This window comes from Halorientalis salina (genome assembly GCF_005049285.1).
Lineage (GTDB): Archaea > Halobacteriota > Halobacteria > Halobacteriales > Haloarculaceae > Halorientalis > Halorientalis salina.
Genome location: NZ_SOSC01000007.1, coordinates 20,342 through 35,338, shown reverse-complemented (window position 1 = coordinate 35,338; position 14,997 = coordinate 20,342). Strand labels below are relative to the sequence as shown.

General features: G+C 64.8%; 18 protein-coding genes. 9 read left to right on the top strand and 9 right to left on the bottom strand.

Going from position 1 to position 14,997, the window contains the following annotated elements:
• Window positions 1–67: 67 nt before the first annotated feature.
• Window positions 68–2,851 (top strand): alanine--tRNA ligase, encoded by a 2,784-nt coding sequence (gene alaS, locus E2481_RS13045; protein WP_136717595.1) that lies wholly within the window; start codon window positions 68–70, stop codon window positions 2,849–2,851.
• Window positions 2,852–2,903: 52 nt separating this feature from the next.
• Complete coding sequence (locus E2481_RS13040) at window positions 2,904–4,412, top strand: glycosyltransferase family 39 protein (protein ID WP_256867902.1); 1,509 nt, start codon at window positions 2,904–2,906, stop codon at window positions 4,410–4,412.
• A 60-nt stretch (window positions 4,413–4,472) separates the two neighbouring features.
• Here E2481_RS13040 and E2481_RS13035 read toward each other — a convergent pair whose 3' ends face one another.
• Window positions 4,473–4,898, bottom strand: coding sequence for an iron-sulfur cluster assembly scaffold protein (locus E2481_RS13035; RefSeq protein ID WP_136717593.1), 426 nt, complete (start codon window positions 4,896–4,898; stop codon window positions 4,473–4,475).
• A 104-nt stretch (window positions 4,899–5,002) separates the two neighbouring features.
• Here E2481_RS13035 and E2481_RS13030 point away from each other — a divergent pair, with 104 nt between their 5' ends.
• The 3 genes from E2481_RS13030 to E2481_RS13020 all read left to right on the top strand — a co-directional run bounded on the left by E2481_RS13030 (window position 5,003) and on the right by E2481_RS13020 (window position 6,298).
• The gene (locus E2481_RS13030; RefSeq protein WP_136717592.1) at window positions 5,003–5,200 is read left to right on the top strand and encodes a hypothetical protein; all 198 of its coding nucleotides are present in this window, start codon (window positions 5,003–5,005) and stop codon (window positions 5,198–5,200) included.
• Between the two features lie 65 nt (window positions 5,201–5,265).
• Complete coding sequence (locus E2481_RS13025; protein WP_136717591.1) at window positions 5,266–5,964, top strand: AzlC family ABC transporter permease; 699 nt, start codon at window positions 5,266–5,268, stop codon at window positions 5,962–5,964.
• The gene (locus E2481_RS13020) at window positions 5,954–6,298 is read left to right on the top strand and encodes an AzlD domain-containing protein (RefSeq protein ID WP_136717590.1); all 345 of its coding nucleotides are present in this window, start codon (window positions 5,954–5,956) and stop codon (window positions 6,296–6,298) included. The genes E2481_RS13025 and E2481_RS13020 overlap by 11 nt, the downstream gene beginning before the upstream one ends.
• A gap of 9 nt (window positions 6,299–6,307) precedes the next feature.
• Here the strand turns inward: E2481_RS13020 and E2481_RS18740 are convergent, their stop codons facing one another.
• The 6 genes from E2481_RS18740 to E2481_RS12995 all read right to left on the bottom strand — a co-directional run bounded on the left by E2481_RS18740 (window position 6,308) and on the right by E2481_RS12995 (window position 10,564).
• Entirely contained in the window at window positions 6,308–6,484 is a 177-nt protein-coding gene (locus tag E2481_RS18740) for a hypothetical protein (protein WP_169302438.1), read from the bottom strand.
• Window positions 6,485–6,588: 104 nt separating this feature from the next.
• Window positions 6,589–7,833, bottom strand: a complete 1,245-nt coding sequence (locus E2481_RS13015) for an aminotransferase class V-fold PLP-dependent enzyme (RefSeq protein WP_136717589.1) — start codon at window positions 7,831–7,833, stop codon at window positions 6,589–6,591.
• A gap of 58 nt (window positions 7,834–7,891) precedes the next feature.
• The gene (locus E2481_RS13010) at window positions 7,892–8,299 is read right to left on the bottom strand and encodes an acyl-CoA thioesterase (RefSeq protein WP_136717588.1); all 408 of its coding nucleotides are present in this window, start codon (window positions 8,297–8,299) and stop codon (window positions 7,892–7,894) included.
• Between the two features lie 59 nt (window positions 8,300–8,358).
• Window positions 8,359–9,456, bottom strand: coding sequence for a mandelate racemase/muconate lactonizing enzyme family protein (locus E2481_RS13005; RefSeq protein WP_136717587.1), 1,098 nt, complete (start codon window positions 9,454–9,456; stop codon window positions 8,359–8,361).
• Window positions 9,457–9,536: 80 nt separating this feature from the next.
• A complete protein-coding gene (locus tag E2481_RS13000) occupies window positions 9,537–9,827 on the bottom strand; it encodes a DUF424 domain-containing protein (protein ID WP_136717586.1) in 291 nt (96 codons plus the stop codon).
• Entirely contained in the window at window positions 9,824–10,564 is a 741-nt protein-coding gene (locus tag E2481_RS12995) for a tetratricopeptide repeat protein (RefSeq protein WP_136717585.1), read from the bottom strand. Before E2481_RS12995 ends, E2481_RS13000 begins: the two co-directional genes overlap by 4 nt.
• A 122-nt stretch (window positions 10,565–10,686) precedes the next feature.
• On the opposite strand from E2481_RS12995, the gene thpR reads away from it, so the two are divergent.
• Window positions 10,687–11,244, top strand: a complete 558-nt coding sequence (gene thpR / locus E2481_RS12990) for an RNA 2',3'-cyclic phosphodiesterase (RefSeq protein ID WP_136717584.1) — start codon at window positions 10,687–10,689, stop codon at window positions 11,242–11,244.
• A gap of 9 nt (window positions 11,245–11,253) precedes the next feature.
• Here thpR and E2481_RS19300 read toward each other — a convergent pair whose 3' ends face one another.
• Window positions 11,254–11,526 carry a hypothetical protein gene (locus tag E2481_RS19300; RefSeq protein ID WP_136717583.1) on the bottom strand — a complete coding sequence of 91 codons (273 nt, stop codon included), beginning with the start codon at window positions 11,524–11,526 and terminating at the stop codon, window positions 11,254–11,256.
• A 223-nt stretch (window positions 11,527–11,749) separates the two neighbouring features.
• Here E2481_RS19300 and E2481_RS12980 point away from each other — a divergent pair, with 223 nt between their 5' ends.
• Window positions 11,750–12,559 (top strand): ZIP family metal transporter, encoded by an 810-nt coding sequence (locus tag E2481_RS12980; protein ID WP_136717582.1) that lies wholly within the window; start codon window positions 11,750–11,752, stop codon window positions 12,557–12,559.
• Between the two features lie 11 nt (window positions 12,560–12,570).
• Here the strand turns inward: E2481_RS12980 and E2481_RS12975 are convergent, their stop codons facing one another.
• A complete protein-coding gene (locus E2481_RS12975) occupies window positions 12,571–13,860 on the bottom strand; it encodes an RNA-guided endonuclease InsQ/TnpB family protein (RefSeq protein ID WP_136717581.1) in 1,290 nt (429 codons plus the stop codon).
• Window positions 13,861–14,567: 707 nt separating this feature from the next.
• On the opposite strand from E2481_RS12975, the gene E2481_RS12970 reads away from it, so the two are divergent.
• Together E2481_RS12970 and E2481_RS12965 are read left to right on the top strand one after the other, a co-directional pair.
• Window positions 14,568–14,720 (top strand): 50S ribosomal protein L39e, encoded by a 153-nt coding sequence (locus tag E2481_RS12970; RefSeq protein ID WP_136717580.1) that lies wholly within the window; start codon window positions 14,568–14,570, stop codon window positions 14,718–14,720.
• The gene (locus tag E2481_RS12965) at window positions 14,720–14,995 is read left to right on the top strand and encodes a 50S ribosomal protein L31e (RefSeq protein ID WP_136717579.1); all 276 of its coding nucleotides are present in this window, start codon (window positions 14,720–14,722) and stop codon (window positions 14,993–14,995) included. The genes E2481_RS12970 and E2481_RS12965 overlap by 1 nt, the downstream gene beginning before the upstream one ends.
• Window positions 14,996–14,997: the final 2 nt, after the last annotated feature.

The window sequence follows — 14,997 nt, the reverse complement described above, 5'->3', positions numbered from 1 at the left end:
GTGGTGACTGAACCGCTCGCCTGTTCGGAACTGTTTTAGGCTCCGATAGGCGACAATAGACCAACGAATGAGCCTAGAGGAGGAGTACCAGCTCCAGTACTTCGAGGACGAGGGCTTCCACCGACTGGAATGCTCGGAGTGTGGGGCCAACTTCTGGACGCGGGACGGGGACCGACAGACCTGCGGCGAACCGCCCTGTGCGGAGTACAGCTTCATCGACGACCCGGGGTTCGACGAGGAACACAGCCTGGCGGAGATGCGCGAGGCGTTCCTCTCCTTTTTCGAGGACCACGACCACGAACGCATCGATCCCTATCCGGTCGCGGCCAACCGCTGGCGCGACGACGTCCTCCTGACGCAGGCGTCGATCTACGACTTCCAGCCGCTGGTCACGTCGGGGGAGACGCCACCCCCCGCGAATCCCCTCACCATCTCCCAGCCCTGCATCCGGATGCAGGACATCGACAACGTCGGGAAGACCGGCCGCCACACCATGGCCTTCGAGATGATGGCCCACCACGCCTTCAACGCCCGGGAGGACATCGAGGACCCCGACCAGTACGCCTACGAGGGCGAAGTTTACTGGAAAGACGAGACGGTCGAACTCTGCGACGAACTGTTCGACTCGCTGGGTGCCGACCTCGACGAGATTACCTACATCGAGGACCCGTGGGTCGGCGGCGGCAACGCCGGTCCCGCCATCGAGGTCATCTACAAGGGCGCGGAACTCGCGACGCTCGTCTTCATGTCCATGGAGCAGGACCCCGAGGGCGAGTACGAGATGAAAGACGGGAACCGCTACAGCCCGATGGACACCTACATCGTCGACACGGGCTACGGGTTAGAGCGGTGGACCTGGATGAGCCAGGGGACCCCGACCGTCTACGAGGCGGTCTACCCCGACATGATCGCGTTCCTGAAGGACAACGCCGGCATCGACCACACCGACGAGGAGGAATCGATCATCCACGACGCGGCACGGCTCTCGGGCAACCTGGACATCGACGACGTCGACGACGTCGAGGCCGCCCGCGACGACATCGCCGACCAGGTCGGCGTCTCCACGTCGGAACTGCGCGATCTCGTCGAACCCCTCGAAGACATCTACGCCATCTCCGATCACTGCCGGACGCTCGCGTACATGCTCGGGGACGGCATCGTCCCCTCGAACGTCGGCACGGGCTATCTCGCCCGGATGGTCCTCCGGCGGACCAAGCGCCTCTGTGACAACGTCGGCGTCGACGCGCCGCTGGACGAACTCGTCGACATGCAGGCCGAGCGACTCGACTACGAGAACCGCGACACGATCCGGGACATCGTCCGGACGGAAGTCGAACGCTACCGCGAGACGCTCGACCGCGGGGGCCGCCGAGTCCGCCAGCTCGCCGACGAGTACGCCGGGAAAGGCGAGTCGATACCCACGAAGGAACTCATCGAGCTGTACGACTCACACGGAATCCAGCCGGACATGGTCGCGGAGATCGCCGCCGAGAAGGGCGTCGACGTCGCGGTGCCGGACGACTTCTACTCGCTGGTCGCCGAGCGCCACGGCGGGGGCGAGGGCGTCGAGGCCGACGAGGACGACCCCTACGCCGACCGCATCGCGGAACTGCCAGATACCGACCGGCTCTACTACGAGGACCAGACGCGAATGGACTTCGAGGCGGTCGTCCTGGACGTCTTCGAGCGCGAGGACGGCGAGTACGACATCGTCCTGGACCAGACGATGTTCTACCCGGAGGGCGGTGGCCAGCCCGCCGACCACGGGACGCTCTCGACCGACGACGTGACCGCGGAGGTCAGGGACGTCCAGATCAGCGACGGCGTGGTCCGCCATCGGACCGACGAGGACCCCGGGAAAGGCGAGTTCGTCCGCGGCCAGATCGACGCGACGCGCCGCCATCGGTTGATGCGCCACCACACCGCGACGCACATCGTCGGCTACGCCGCCCGACGGGTGCTGGGCGACCACATCCGCCAGGCCGGCGCCCAGAAACACACGGACAGCGCTCGCCTGGACGTGCGCCACTACGAGCCCATCTCCCGCGAGGAAGTCAGGGAAATCGAACACCTGGCCAACGAGATCGTCATGGACAACAGCACGGTCAGCCAGGAGTGGCCGCACAGAAACGAGGCCGAGGCCGAACACGGGTTCGACCTCTACCAGGGTGGCATCCCGCCGGGCGAACAGATCCGGCTCATCCACGTCGACGAGGACGTCCAGGCCTGCGGCGGCACCCACGTCGCCCGGACCGGCGACGTCGGCGCGATCAAGATTCTCGGCACCGAGCGCATCCAGGACGGCGTCGAGCGCATCACGTTCGCGGCCGGCGACGCCGCCATCGAGGCCACCCAGCGGACCGAGGACGCCCTCTCCGAGGCCGCCGAAATCCTCGACGTGAGCCCCCAGGACGTGCCCGAAACCGCCGAGCGCTTCTTCACCGAGTGGAAAGAACGAGGCAAGACCATTGAGGAGTTGAAAGAGGAACTCGCGGAAGTCAGGGCAGCAGGCGCTGACGCGGGCGAGGAGGTCGACGTCGGCGGGACGCCCGCCGTCGTACAGCGCCTCGACGCGGACATGGACGAACTCCGGGCGACGGCCAACGCCATCGTCGAGGAGGGCAAGATCGCCGTCATCGGGAGCGGCCGGGACGGCGCGCAGTTCGTCGTCGCCGTCCCGGACGACGCGGGCGTCGACGCCGGTGACGTGGTCGGCGAACTCGCCGGTCGCGTCGGCGGCGGCGGCGGCGGCCCGCCGGACTTCGCACAGGGCGGCGGCCCGAACGAAGCGGAACTCGACGACGCCCTCGACGACGCACCGGACGTGCTCCGGCAGGTCCGGAACGCGTAGGCGGCGGAACTCGCCCGACGATATCTGTCGGCACCAGTGACTTTTTATTCCGGTGTCGAAAGGTGAGACCAACGAGAACGCAGTCATGGGGGTGGACCAGGACGCCGTTTCCACGGGGGTGGAGCGTGTGCGAACGACGCTCACCGAGCGGCCGCCGTGGCTGTACGCGGTCCTCGTCGCCGGCACTGCGCTCCGTCTCTACGGACTAGGGACCGAGAGCTACTGGCTCGACGAGATCGCGTCGCTGAACTACGTCCTGTCGCGGTCGCTCGTCGAAGTGATCGTCGAACTCCCCTTCGTCGACCGGCACCCGCCGCTGTACTACGCGCTGCTGGACGGCTGGATCAGCCTGCTGGGGACTGGTGAAGCCCCCGTCCGCCTGCTGTCGGCGGTCTTCGGCATCGCGGCGCTGCCGGTCATGTACGCGCTTGGCGCGCGTCTCTACGACCGACAGGTCGGCGTGCTGGCGGCGGGGTTGCTGTCCGTCTCGGGACTGCACCTCCAGCAGTCACAGAACGCCCGGATGTACAGCCTGCTCGTGCTGGCGACGCTTGCCTCGATGTACTGGCTCGTCCGTCTGCGAGAATCCCCCGACCGCCGGGCCGGCGTTGGCTACCTGTGCTCGACGGTCGTCCTGGGATACACCCACGCGTTCGGCCTGTTCGTCGTCGCCGCCCAGAACGGCCAGATACTCACGAGCAGGCTCCTCGACGAGAACGGCGAGTGGCCGATCCCGCTACGCCGGTGGCTCGCCCTCCAGGCCGGGGTCGGCCTCCTGGTGCTGCCGTACGTCGCCGTCCTCTCGCGGCAGGTGTTCGCGCTGGACGACGGCGGCGGTGTCGCGCTGGGCTGGATCCCCGAGCCGACCCTCTCGCGCCTCGTCTTCGCCGTCGGGCGCTACCTCCACCCGCGGGACCCCCTGCTCGGACTGGCGGCCATCGTCCTCGTCTGTGTGTTCGCCGCCGTCGGGGCGAGTCGCGTCCCGTTGCACCGCGAAAACACCACGCTGCTGGCCTGGTGGTTCCTCGTCCCCGTTCTGGCTCCGTTCGTCCTCTCGTATCTCGTCGCGCCGCTGTTCGTCGCCCGCTACACCGTCGCCGCCCTCCCCGCCCTGCTTCTCTTTCTCTCGAAGGAAATCCGTCGGCTCGGATCGGTCGAGTTCAGATACATCGGGATCGTCCTGCTCCTCGGCGCGGCCGTCGCGGGGCTCCCGGGGTACTACGGACAGCCACAGAACGGCGAGTGGCGGGAGGCAACGGGGTTCGTCGCGGCCAACGCCACAGAGGGAGATCTCGTGGTCGTCAGCGACCGGGCCGCGAACGACACGTTCGCGTTCTACTACGAGGGACCCGGCGCTGTGCGTGGCGTCCAGGAGGACGCGAACGCGAGCCACCTGAACGCGACCGTTCGGGGGCACGAGACGGTCTGGCTGGTCAGTTCGCGGATGGAGTCGACACAGGAAGCGCGGTTCCAGCGACTGCTCGAACGCCGGGGCTACGAGGGACGCGAGAGTCGCGAGTACAACGCCGTCGACGTCTATCGGTACGAAAGAGGGTCGTAGGGTCTCCCGTTCTCGCCGGGTTCATGTAAGACGAGTCGCGTCGGGAGCTGTCCGCAGAATCTACTCGTCGTCTTCAGTCGTCGTCTTCTCGACGTCCAGTTCGCCGAAGTAGATGTCCGCGCCGTCCTGGGCGACCTTCTCGGCCAGCACCGCACACTTGATCCGCATCGGTGAGATATCGACGCCGAGCATGTCGACGATGTCGTCGCGGTCCATCTCTCGTAGTTCGTCGATGGGCGTCTCCTGTAACTTCTCGGAGAGCATCGACGCGGAGGCCTGTGAGATGGCACAGCCGTCGCCCTGGAAGGCGACGTACTCGATTTTCTCCTCGTCGTCGTCGAGTTTGACCTGCATCTCGATAGTGTCACCGCACATCGGGTTCTCGCCGACGTGGGTGAACGTGGGATCCTCGAGTTCCCCGTAGTTTCGGGGACTCTTGTAGTGGTCGAGGATCTGCTGTCGGTACATATCGGAGCCGCCGACCATTGGTAATCCAGTATAGCGGCGTCTCGCGGATAAGCGTTCCGAGGGAGACGTTCGCACGAGCGAGTCAGCGGAAGGAATATGCAGAGAGGGGCCCGACATTCCGTATGCGCTTCCGACTCGCGTTCCTCGCGCTCGGCCTGCTCGAACTGCTCGTCCCCCGACGAGTCGTCGATTTCTGGATGGACCGCGCGGTCACGCCGGACAGCGACTTCGAGTTGCGCCCGTGGGTGTACACCGCAGCGCGCATCGAGGGACTCGTGATCGTCCTCTGGGCGCTGGCCCAGGGCCGACGCGAAGACTAACAAATAACCAACACCTAGAGCGGAAAACGATCATCCTTAGACCGTTCCGTGACGACGACCCGGATATGAACTCCGCCGACTTCCGTCGTGGCGTCCGAGACGTCTCTCCGCTCTTGCTCGGTGTCGCACCGTTCGGCCTCGTGGCGGGGATCGCGGCCGTGAACGCGGGACTGGACCTCTCACAGGCGCTCGGGATGTCCGTCGTCGTGTTCGCCGGTGCGTCCCAGCTCGCAGCACTCGATCTGCTCGGTAGCGACGCACCGCTGGCCGTCGTCGTCGTCACGGCCGTCGTCATCAATCTCCGGATGGTAATGTACTCGGCGTCGATCGCCCCCTACCTCCGTGACCTCTCGGCGAGGTGGAAAGGCGGGCTGGCGTACCTCCTGACCGACCAGGCGTACGCGCTCTCGATCGCCAGCTACCGCTCGGAGCGCTCCGTCGACCGGAAATCGTACTATCTCGGGGTCGCCGCCACGCTCTGGGCCGTCTGGCAACTCGCGACCGTCGCCGGCGTCGTGCTCGGGACCGGCGTCCCCGACGCGTGGGGCCTCGAGTTCGCCGTCCCGCTGGTCTTCCTGGCACTGCTGGTGCCCGCCATGGAGGACGGGCCGACCGTCGTCGCTGCACTGGTCAGCGGCACCGTCGCGGTCGCGGGCGCGGGCCTCCCACTCAACCTCGGCCTGCTCGTCGGGGCGTCGGTCGCCATCCCGATCGGACTCGTCGCCGAGCGCCGCATGGACGTGGTGGAGAGCGATGGCCACTAGCTACACCGACCCCGCGGTCTGGGGCGTCATCGCCGTCATCGGCGCCCTCACGTACGCCATCCGGCTCTCCTTCATCGCGCTGTTCGGCCGGCTCGACGAGATCCCGCCGCGACTCGAACGGGCGCTCCGATACGTTCCCGCGGCCGTCCTCGCGGCGCTGGTCGCCCCCGCGTTCGTCACTCTCCAGGCCGAGACCGGCCTCGCCGTGGACAAACTCGTCGCCGGCGGGTTCGCTGGTGCGGTGGCCTGGCGCACCGAGAACGTCTTCGCCACGATGGCCGCCGGGATGGTAACGCTCTGGGTCGTTCGCTTCCTCGTGCTCCCGGCGCTCTAAGGAACGGCGTTACTGCGTCGGCTGTTGGGCCTGTTTGTCCTGTTCGGTCGTCCCCCAGTCGGAGATACCCAGGATCGTCTCACACTCCGGGCAGGTCCACACCTTCGGCGTGTTGGCCGCCGGTGCCTGTTCGAGTCGCTGTGCCCATTCGCTGATGTCGCCGTCGCAATGCGGACAGATCGCCATGCGGCACACGGTACCACGGCCCAACAGTAGAAGCTACGGACCCGACGGTTCGCTGAGATGTGCCCGAGTGGAGACAAAACGGAGGGGGTCGGGAACAGGCAGTCCTACGCGAACAACTCACGCGCGTCTTCCAGCGCGTCGATCATCGTGTCGATTTCTTCCCTCGTGTTGTAAATGTAGAAGGAGGCGCGTGCGGAGGCTGGCACGCCGAGTTTGTCGTGGAGCGGTTGGGTGCAGTGGTCGCCGGCGCGGACGGCGACACCGTGGCTGTTGAGAATCTCCGACACGTCGTGGGCGTGGACCGAGTCGAGGTTGAAGGAGACCAGTCCGGCCCGGTCGTCGCCCGGCGGGCCGAGGATGTCGATGTCCTCGAACTCCGAGAGGCGGTCGTAGGCGTACTCGGCGAGGGCCTCCTCGTGGGCCTCGATCCGATCCATCCCGATGTCTTCGAGGTAGTCGATGGCCTCCGCGAGCGCGATGCCCTGGGCGATGACCGGGGTCCCGGCCTCGAACTTCCAGGGCAACTCGTGCCAGGTCGAGTCCTCGAAGGTGACCTTCGAGATCATCATGCCGCCGTAGAGGTACGGCTGCATCTCCTCGAGGAGGTGTTCTTTCCCGTAGAGAACGCCGATGCCGGTCGGACCGCACATCTTGTGTCCGGAGAAGGCGAAGAAGTCGGCGTCGATGGCCTCGACGTCGATGGAGACGTGCGGGGCCGACTGGGCACCGTCGACGAAGATCAGCGAGTCGTGGTCGTGGGCGATGTCCGCCAGTTCGGAAACGGGGTTGATCGTCCCCAGCGTGTTCGAGACGTGGACGACGCTGACCATCTCGGTGTCGTCAGTGATCAACTCGCGGGCGTGGTCCATGTCCAGATACCCCTCCTCGTCGACACGGACGAACTTCACCTCGGCGCCGGTCTTCTTGGCGATCTGCTGCCAGGTGACCAGGGCGGCGTGGTGTTCCATCTCGGTCAGGACGATCTCGTCGCCGGGCCCCAGTTCGGAGAGTCCCCAGGCGTAGGCGACGGTGTTCATCGACTCGGTGGTGTTCTTGGTGAAGACGACTTCCTCGCGGCCGCCAGACGCGCCGATGAACTCCGCGACGCGGTCGTGGGCCTCCTCGTAGGCGATCGAGGCTTCCTGTGACAGCTGGTGGAGACCGCGGTGGACGTTGGCGTTGTAGTGGCGGTAGTAGTGGGCGATGGCGTCGACGACCTGGTCCGGCGTCTGGCTCGTCGCCGCGTTGTCCAGGTAGACCAGCGGCGTGCCGTCGAATTCGCGCTCCAGAATGGGGAAGTCCGAACGGATCCGGTCCACGTCGAGCGGTTCGGTCTGCGGAGGTTCCATTAGGCCAGCCTAAGAGTTGCGGCCTCAACTGTCCTTCGGTCCGGTCGGGGCCAGGCGGCTACGCCAGCGCCGGTTCGAACTGTTCGATGGTCTCCCGCCAGGAATCGGGCAGCGGCGCGGGACCGTCGGCACCGATGTGGACCTGCGTCGTCTCGCCGGTGGCCGCGACCTCGCCGTCGGCTCGGACCTCGTACGCAAAGGAGAGGCTGGACGTGCCCATCTCGCTGACCCGGAGCGCGATGGTGAGCTCGTCGCGGTACTCGACGGACTGCTGGTAGTCCAGTTCGAGGTGGGCGAGGACGAAATCCCGGCCACCCATCGACTCGTCGAGGACCGCATCGAGATACTGGATGCGGGCCTGTTCGAGGTAGGTCGCGTAGACGGCGTTGTTGACGTGGTCCCAGGGGTCGAGATCACGATAGCGGATCGACATCTCCGTCACGAACTCGAAGCGATCGTCTGTCATTACCGGAACCGGGAGGTGGGCGGTTGTCCCCCTTACGATTCCCGCCGACGGTAACGGGGTTAGTCCGCCAGATACGCCGGTTCGATGTCGACGCCCAGCCCCGGCCCGTCCGGCGGCGTGACGTATCCGTCCTCGTGGTCGATTGTCTCGGTGAGCACGAAATCGCGCACGTCGGGATCCCACGGGGGTTCCATCGGGAACTCACACCACGGCGAGTCGTTGGCGACCATGACGTGGAGGTTCGCGACGAACCCGATCCCGTTCGTCCAGGTGTGGGGAATGTATCGCAGGCCGTGCTGGCGGGCCATCGCGGCGACCTCGTTGGCCCGTTTGATGCCCGTCGCCAGCGCGGCATCGGGCTGGAGCACGTCCAGCGAGCCGTGTGTCACGAACTCCCGGAAGTGGTGGATGCCGTTGTTGAACTCGCCGCCGGCGATGGGGACATCCACCGCGTCGCGCAGGCGCGCGTACCCCTCGTAGTCGTGCCGGGGCAGGGGCTCCTCGAGCCATTCGACGCCGCCCACGTCTTCGAGGCCGCGGGCGAATTCGAGTGCGTCGGTGTAGGACCACTCGATCTCGTCCTCCATGACGCGGACCGCCCACCCCTTGTTCGCGTCGACCATCAGCGTCAGGTCCGGGAACGCCTCCCGTACCTCCCGGACGATGTCGATGTGGTCGGGCTCGGTCACGCGGAGTTTGACGGCCTCGACGCCCTCCTCAATGCGGTCCGCGACGTAGTCGATGCGTTCCTCGGCCGGCATGAGCTGGCCGGTCGAGGCGTAAATCGGGATCTGAGTGGAGCTGCCGCCCAGCAGTTCGTAGACCGGCTTGCCCGCGTCCTTGCCGATGATGTCCCACAGGGCGATCTCGACGCCCCACGGGCGCGGACCGATGAGATTGATGCTCTCTAATTTGCCGAGGATCCCTTCGACGTCGTGGGGGTCCTCCCCGAGCAGGAAAAAGGAGAGCGGGTCCTCGAAGTCCATCCCGCCGGCGAAACTCGGCATCGCGCCGTAGCCCGTGATGCCGGCGTCGGTCTCGACCTCGAACAGCGCGACCTCGTGTGTTCCCTGTGGATACCCCGGAATCCAGGTCGGCTCGAAACTCCCCGCTGCCTGGTACTCGACAGTGTACTGGTTGATCCCCGTGATCTGCATGGCAACTATCGGAGCGGGAATCTCAATAAGCGTTCAGCCGCGAGTGCGAGGCTTTCAAAAGGCCCAGCGCTCGTCCCGGCCTACATCCGGAGCATCTGGGCGTGGCGCGTGTCCTCGATGTCGAGGACGTTCGCCTCGTCGACGAAGCCGTGTTCGATGGCGACCTCGACGGTCTCGGCTCCGACGAGGTTGGCGACCGCACAGCGCGCGAGGCTGCTGACGACGGCGTCCTCGTCGACGCGCTCCCCGTCGTAAAAGTCCTCGTCGACGGTCAGCGAGACGGGGCCGTCCTCGAAGGTCTCCCCGAGGACGTCCGGGTCACAGACGGAGACGAGCAGTCCGTCCTCCGTGTCGCGTTCGTTGAGGATCATTCTCGCTGGTCGATGAGTTCCTCTTCGGCCCGCTCGCGCATCTCTTCGGCCTCCTGGGCGATCTCTTCTGCCTCGTCGTACTCGCCGAGTTCTTCGAGTGCTCTGGCTTTTTCCTCCAGGATCGCCGTATTGCGGTGGCCCAGGCGGATCGCGTTGTCGAAGGAGTTCAGCGCGTCCTCGGCGAGGCCCCGTTCGAGCAGGAAGAAGCCGCGGTTGTACCAGGCTTCGGCGAAGCGCTCGTCGATCTCGACGGCCTTCTCGGCGTGTTCTAGGGCCTGCTCGGACCGGCCGGCCTCCCAGAGCGCGTAGGCGAGGTTCGTCTCGGCGGTCGCGGTGTGGTCGCTGGAGGCGTCGATGTCGATGGCCTCCTTGTACGCGCCGATGGCCATGTCCCACTCTTCGAGCTGGGAGTGGGCCGCGCCCTTGTTCGTCCAGGCCTCCTGTTCGATGCGTTCGTCCTCGGCGAAGCGGGCGACCCGTTCGAGGGCGTCGGCGGCCTGCTCGAAGCGGTTGATGTGCATGTACTCCAGCCCCACTTCCAGCAGTTGCTCGGCGTCGACCTCCTCGCTGGCGAGGTTGCGCTCGTCGAGCATGTCGGTGACGACGCGGGAGTCGACGGGGTCGACCTTGTCCGGGTCGACCGACAGCTCCGGCGGGTCCAGGTCGAACTCCTCGTACGGGTCGTCGAAACCCTGCCCCTCGGAGAAGTCGTGGTCCTCGGGCTCTCTCTCGGTCATGTACCCCGGTTTAGTCGGGGAGCCGGTTAAGGGCTACGTCCCCGACCGAGCCACCGAACGGTTCGACGACCGCACTGACCGCTCGCCGATGGCTTCAAGCCCGAACCGACGGTACCACGCCTATGGGCAAGCGTCTGTTCGTCAGCATCGACCTCGACGGACTCGGCGAGGAAGTCGCCGATCTACAGGACCGCTTCTCGGACGTGCCCGGCCTGAAGATGACCGACCCGGAACAGGCCCACGTCACGTTGCAGTTCCTCGGCGACGCGCCCTCACACCGGGTCGAGGACATCGTCGAGGCGCTCGACGACGCTGTCGCGGAGGCCGGCGTCGGCCCCTTCACCGCCGAGTTCGGCGGGCTCGGCGTGTTCCCGTCGCTCGACTACATCAGCGTGATCTGGCTCGGCGTCGAGGCGGGCAGTGAGGAGATGACCGCGCTCCAGGCCGCCATCGAGCCCCGCGTGGTCGAGTTGGGCTTCGAGGAGAGCGACCACGACTTCACGCCACACGTCACCCTCGCGCGGATGGAACACGCTGGCGGGAAAGAACAGGTCCAGCAGACAGTGCAGGAGGAAGACCCGACAGCGGGGACCCTGGACGTCGAGGAGGTCCAACTCACCGAGAGCGAACTCACCGAGGACGGTCCCGAGTACGCGACGCTCGAACGGTTCGAACTCTAACTAGACCGGTCAGTCGGCCCCGAGCGGACCGAGCGGCGTCGCAGGGAGCACACGCGTGACCGTACAGCCCCGCTCGCTGCTCGCACACGGCGTCACCTCCAACTGGACCGTGCTCCCCGGCGAGAGGGTCTTGACCCGCTCGCGTACCAGTTCGTCTACGAAGTCGACGACCTCGTAGGTCTCGCCCGTCGCCGCCGCCCGAACGGTCAGCCGCCCGGTCGCATCCATCGCGTCCACGACAGTGAACGTTCTTCCAGTTGTACTCGATTTAGCTTTTGACATCACTTGCTGTTCGGCGAAACTACTACATAAACGTACGGTACTAGGCCAGAAAACTGGATTGTACTCATCGCACATCGGGTAGGGGACTAAGGACGTTTTAGGTCGGGGCTTTCCCGTGGACGAACGTCCAGTCGCCGCTGGACCGTCCCCGGATTTAGGCCACCCAAAACAATCAGGCTGGTGATAATTCTTAAGCCGGGCGGGGGCCAAGTCCGGGACGAACATGGGACTGCTGGCGAATCTGGTGTTGGTGTTCGTCGCGGGATTCATCACGGCGCTGGCGACGGGAATCGGGGCGTTTCCGTTCTTTTTCATCGACGAGGTGAGCGACCGGCTCCAGGTCGGGCTGTGGGGGCTGGCGTCGGGCATCATGGTCTCGGCGTCGACCTTCGGGCTCGTCATGGAGGGACTGGCCGAGGCCGACGGCCGGTTCGACTACTACCTGATGGTCGCCGGGTTGCTCGCGGGCGTCGTCCTGGTCGTCGTCGCCAACCGCCTCATCTCGGACCACCACTTCGACCCCAGAGAGTACGAGGAAGCCGACTTCCAGAAGCTGGTGCTCATTCTGGGCGTGCTGACGGTCCACAGCTTCCCGGAGGGGGTCGCCGTCGGCGTCTCCTTCGCGGAGTTGAACCTCGCCGGCGGCCTCGAGTTCGGGCCGTTCGTCGTGCCCGTCCTCGCGATCTTCATGACCGTCGCCATCTCCATCCACAACGTCCCGGAAGGACTGGCGATCTCCATCCCGCTGCGGTCGATGGGCGTCTCGAACTGGAAGATGGTCTGGTGGGCGGTGTTTTCGAGCCTCCCCCAGCCCATCGGCGCGGTGCTCGCGTTCTACTTCGTCCGCATCGCCCGGGAGTTCCTGCCCGCCGGCTTCGGCTTCGCCGCCGGCGCGATGGTGTATCTGGTCCTCTCGGAGTTCATCCCCGAAGCCCTGGAGCACGGCTCGGGACTCCCCGGTCGGGGCTACCGGGAACTCGTCTCGGGACTCGTCGTCGGCGTGCTCGTGATGGTGCCGCTGGCGTTCGTGTGAACTACCCCGACCTACTCAGCGGCTACCGCCGCTTCCTTGAGGTCGGGGCTTCCTTGCTCTCGCGTCGGACTTCCTGCTTCAACGACGGAACTTGCAGAAACAGACTCCCGGTGAGTCTGCTCCACAGCGGCTCCAGTCTCCAGCAGGCGTTGTACTTCGGACTGTCCCAGCCCTAACTTTCGCAATCCACGTTCTAAGACGTTGAGTGCGGCGTTCCAGTCACGGTCAAGTTCAAACCCACACGACGGACAACTGTGTTCGCGCACCCACAGCGGTTTGTCCGTTTTCACACCGCACTCGCTACACATCTTGGTGGTGTTTTCTGGGTTGACCTGCCGGACGTGACACCCATGCAGGTCGGCTTTGTACTCTAACAGTTGGATGAATTGTCGCCACGCTGCATCCTGCTTGTTCTGAGCATTCTGACTGCCTTCCAGCATCCGCTTCACGTCCAAATCCTCAACGAACACCGCGTCGTACTCAGTGACCAGCCACGTCGAAAGTTTATGCTGGAAATCAAGGACTTTTCGCCGGATACGACGCTTGATGGACGCAACCCGTTTTCGTTGTTTCTCCCAGTTCTCCCTGCCCTGTTCTCGCCGTGACAAGGTTCGCTGGGCTTTCCGTAGGCGTTCGTACTCGGCTTCTATTTCCAACTTCTCGACTGAGAGGCCGTCACTCGTATGAATGTAGTTGAGGATGCCGAGGTCAACACCCACACAATCCACCGCTTCTAACTCATCGACCGGCTGTTTCTCGGGGAGGTGTTCCTCATCCACGTCAAGTGCAAAGGAGACGAACCATTCTCCGGTGGGTTCGTGTTTGACCGTGACTTCTTTAATTACTGCTTCATCGGGTATGTCGCGGTGATACGTGAGTGGAATGTCACCGATTTTGGAGAGCCACAGTGTCGCGGTCTGGCCACTCGTGTTTTTGAGTTCGAAGCCAGACTGCGAATACGTCATACTCTGAAACTCTCGCGGTGCCTTCCACTTCAACCACCCGACGTTGTACCCGGCGTCTTTCCTGTCTTTCAGGTTGCTGAGGTTATCGTAGAACCGTGTAACTGTCCTCTGGAGGGCTTTCGAGTGAACCTCACCGAACACCGGGAACTCATCTTTCCACGGTTTGAGACGCTTATGGTGTTTGTACGCACTGCCGATAGTGTCTGTGTCATCGGGCAGATCTTCGTACTCGTAGCGGGTGTAGTTGTAGGCTTGACGATGGATGTCGATATGCCGTTCGAGTTCCGCCGCTACCTCACTTGGCGGGTGGGCGCAGTAGCGGTGTGTGTATTCCATCGCCGCGCCCTGATTACAGGCCGATAGCAGCTTAATTGTTTGCATAGGATACGGCGATTCATCCCCGCCCTACTCGCTCCCTCTGGTCGCTCCTTGAGGACGGGGCATTCTCGCCTACATTCTGGTAAAAAGGCGGGTGTATATCCGGCAGTGGATACACTCGGGAAGCGCACGTGGAAGTAGATAACCCGGCAGAGGCCGGGCGACCATCGCCGCGGCGTTCGGGGGGACGCCGACGGTACGCGCTCGGGGGAGCGCAGAAGGGTGGCACGCCACACGTCGCCGCCGTCGTTCTCCAGTTCTCGTGTATCCAAGCGTGAGACGGCACTCCGTCGAACCGAAGTCGTGATTATCGACGAGGATTCGTCGGCAGGAACGAACTCCGAGGCCCAGCGATAGCGATCGCTTCTCGGTCGATCACTCCGAAAACGTAGGGGGTGGGTGGGGGGGGAAACCGCTCGAAAGCGGTTGTGGGGGGTGGCACGCCGTGTGCCAGTACCAGATGGTTGCGGAGCGGTGTATATATATTCTACGCCCCAAATATCAGCGTTGAGACTCGTTTCGTCGAATCGTGGGCCGATCCCCGAGACGCGGCGAACCGACTGGTGCAGGGGCCGGACCCACCGTTCGACCGGGGATGCTCCGGCGGAGGCGGGGAGGGCGAAAAGAACACAAATTTAAGCGCCGGCGGAGAAGGTGGGCGCACTATGGGTAAGAAGTCGAAGGCCAAGAAAAAGCGCCTCGCCAAGAAAGACCGGCAGAACTGCCGCGTGCCGGCGTGGATCATGATGAAGACCGACCGCGACGTCTCGCGAAACCCCCAGCGCCGCAACTGGCGCAGCAGTGACACGGACGAATAATGAGCGCAGGTGATTTCGAAGAGCGGGTCATCACCGTCCCGCTCCGTGACGTCAACGCGACCGCGAAACACGAACGCGCCGGCAAAGCGATGTCGCTCATCCGCGAGCACCTCGCGACGAACTTCAACGTCCCTGAAGACGACGTCCGCCTCGACACGTCGATCAACGAGGAGGTCTGGTCGCGAGGCCAGAAGAAGCCGCCGAGCAAGGTCCGCGTACGCGCTGCCCGCTTCGAGGAAGAGGGCGAGAGCGTCGTCGAAGCAGAGACGGCATAGCT

Coding starts and splice junctions, on each gene's coding strand:
- E2481_RS13025 (WP_136717591.1), top strand. CDS start 5,266: ATGAACTCCGCCGACTTCCGTCGTGGCGTCCGAGACGTCTCTCCGCTC.
- thpR (WP_136717584.1), top strand. CDS start 10,687: ATGGGCAAGCGTCTGTTCGTCAGCATCGACCTCGACGGACTCGGCGAG.
- E2481_RS12975 (WP_136717581.1), bottom strand. CDS start 13,860: ATGGAATACACACACCGCTACTGCGCCCACCCGCCAAGTGAGGTAGCG.
- E2481_RS13020 (WP_136717590.1), top strand. CDS start 5,954: ATGGCCACTAGCTACACCGACCCCGCGGTCTGGGGCGTCATCGCCGTC.
- E2481_RS13015 (WP_136717589.1), bottom strand. CDS start 7,833: ATGGAACCTCCGCAGACCGAACCGCTCGACGTGGACCGGATCCGTTCG.
- E2481_RS12970 (WP_136717580.1), top strand. CDS start 14,568: ATGGGTAAGAAGTCGAAGGCCAAGAAAAAGCGCCTCGCCAAGAAAGAC.
- E2481_RS13000 (WP_136717586.1), bottom strand. CDS start 9,827: ATGATCCTCAACGAACGCGACACGGAGGACGGACTGCTCGTCTCCGTC.
- E2481_RS18740 (WP_169302438.1), bottom strand. CDS start 6,484: ATGGCGATCTGTCCGCATTGCGACGGCGACATCAGCGAATGGGCACAG.
- E2481_RS13010 (WP_136717588.1), bottom strand. CDS start 8,299: ATGACAGACGATCGCTTCGAGTTCGTGACGGAGATGTCGATCCGCTAT.
- alaS (WP_136717595.1), top strand. CDS start 68: ATGAGCCTAGAGGAGGAGTACCAGCTCCAGTACTTCGAGGACGAGGGC.
- E2481_RS12980 (WP_136717582.1), top strand. CDS start 11,750: ATGGGACTGCTGGCGAATCTGGTGTTGGTGTTCGTCGCGGGATTCATC.
- E2481_RS12965 (WP_136717579.1), top strand. CDS start 14,720: ATGAGCGCAGGTGATTTCGAAGAGCGGGTCATCACCGTCCCGCTCCGT.
- E2481_RS13005 (WP_136717587.1), bottom strand. CDS start 9,456: ATGCAGATCACGGGGATCAACCAGTACACTGTCGAGTACCAGGCAGCG.
- E2481_RS13035 (WP_136717593.1), bottom strand. CDS start 4,898: ATGGTCGGCGGCTCCGATATGTACCGACAGCAGATCCTCGACCACTAC.
- E2481_RS13030 (WP_136717592.1), top strand. CDS start 5,003: ATGCGCTTCCGACTCGCGTTCCTCGCGCTCGGCCTGCTCGAACTGCTC.
- E2481_RS12995 (WP_136717585.1), bottom strand. CDS start 10,564: ATGACCGAGAGAGAGCCCGAGGACCACGACTTCTCCGAGGGGCAGGGT.
- E2481_RS19300 (WP_136717583.1), bottom strand. CDS start 11,526: ATGTCAAAAGCTAAATCGAGTACAACTGGAAGAACGTTCACTGTCGTG.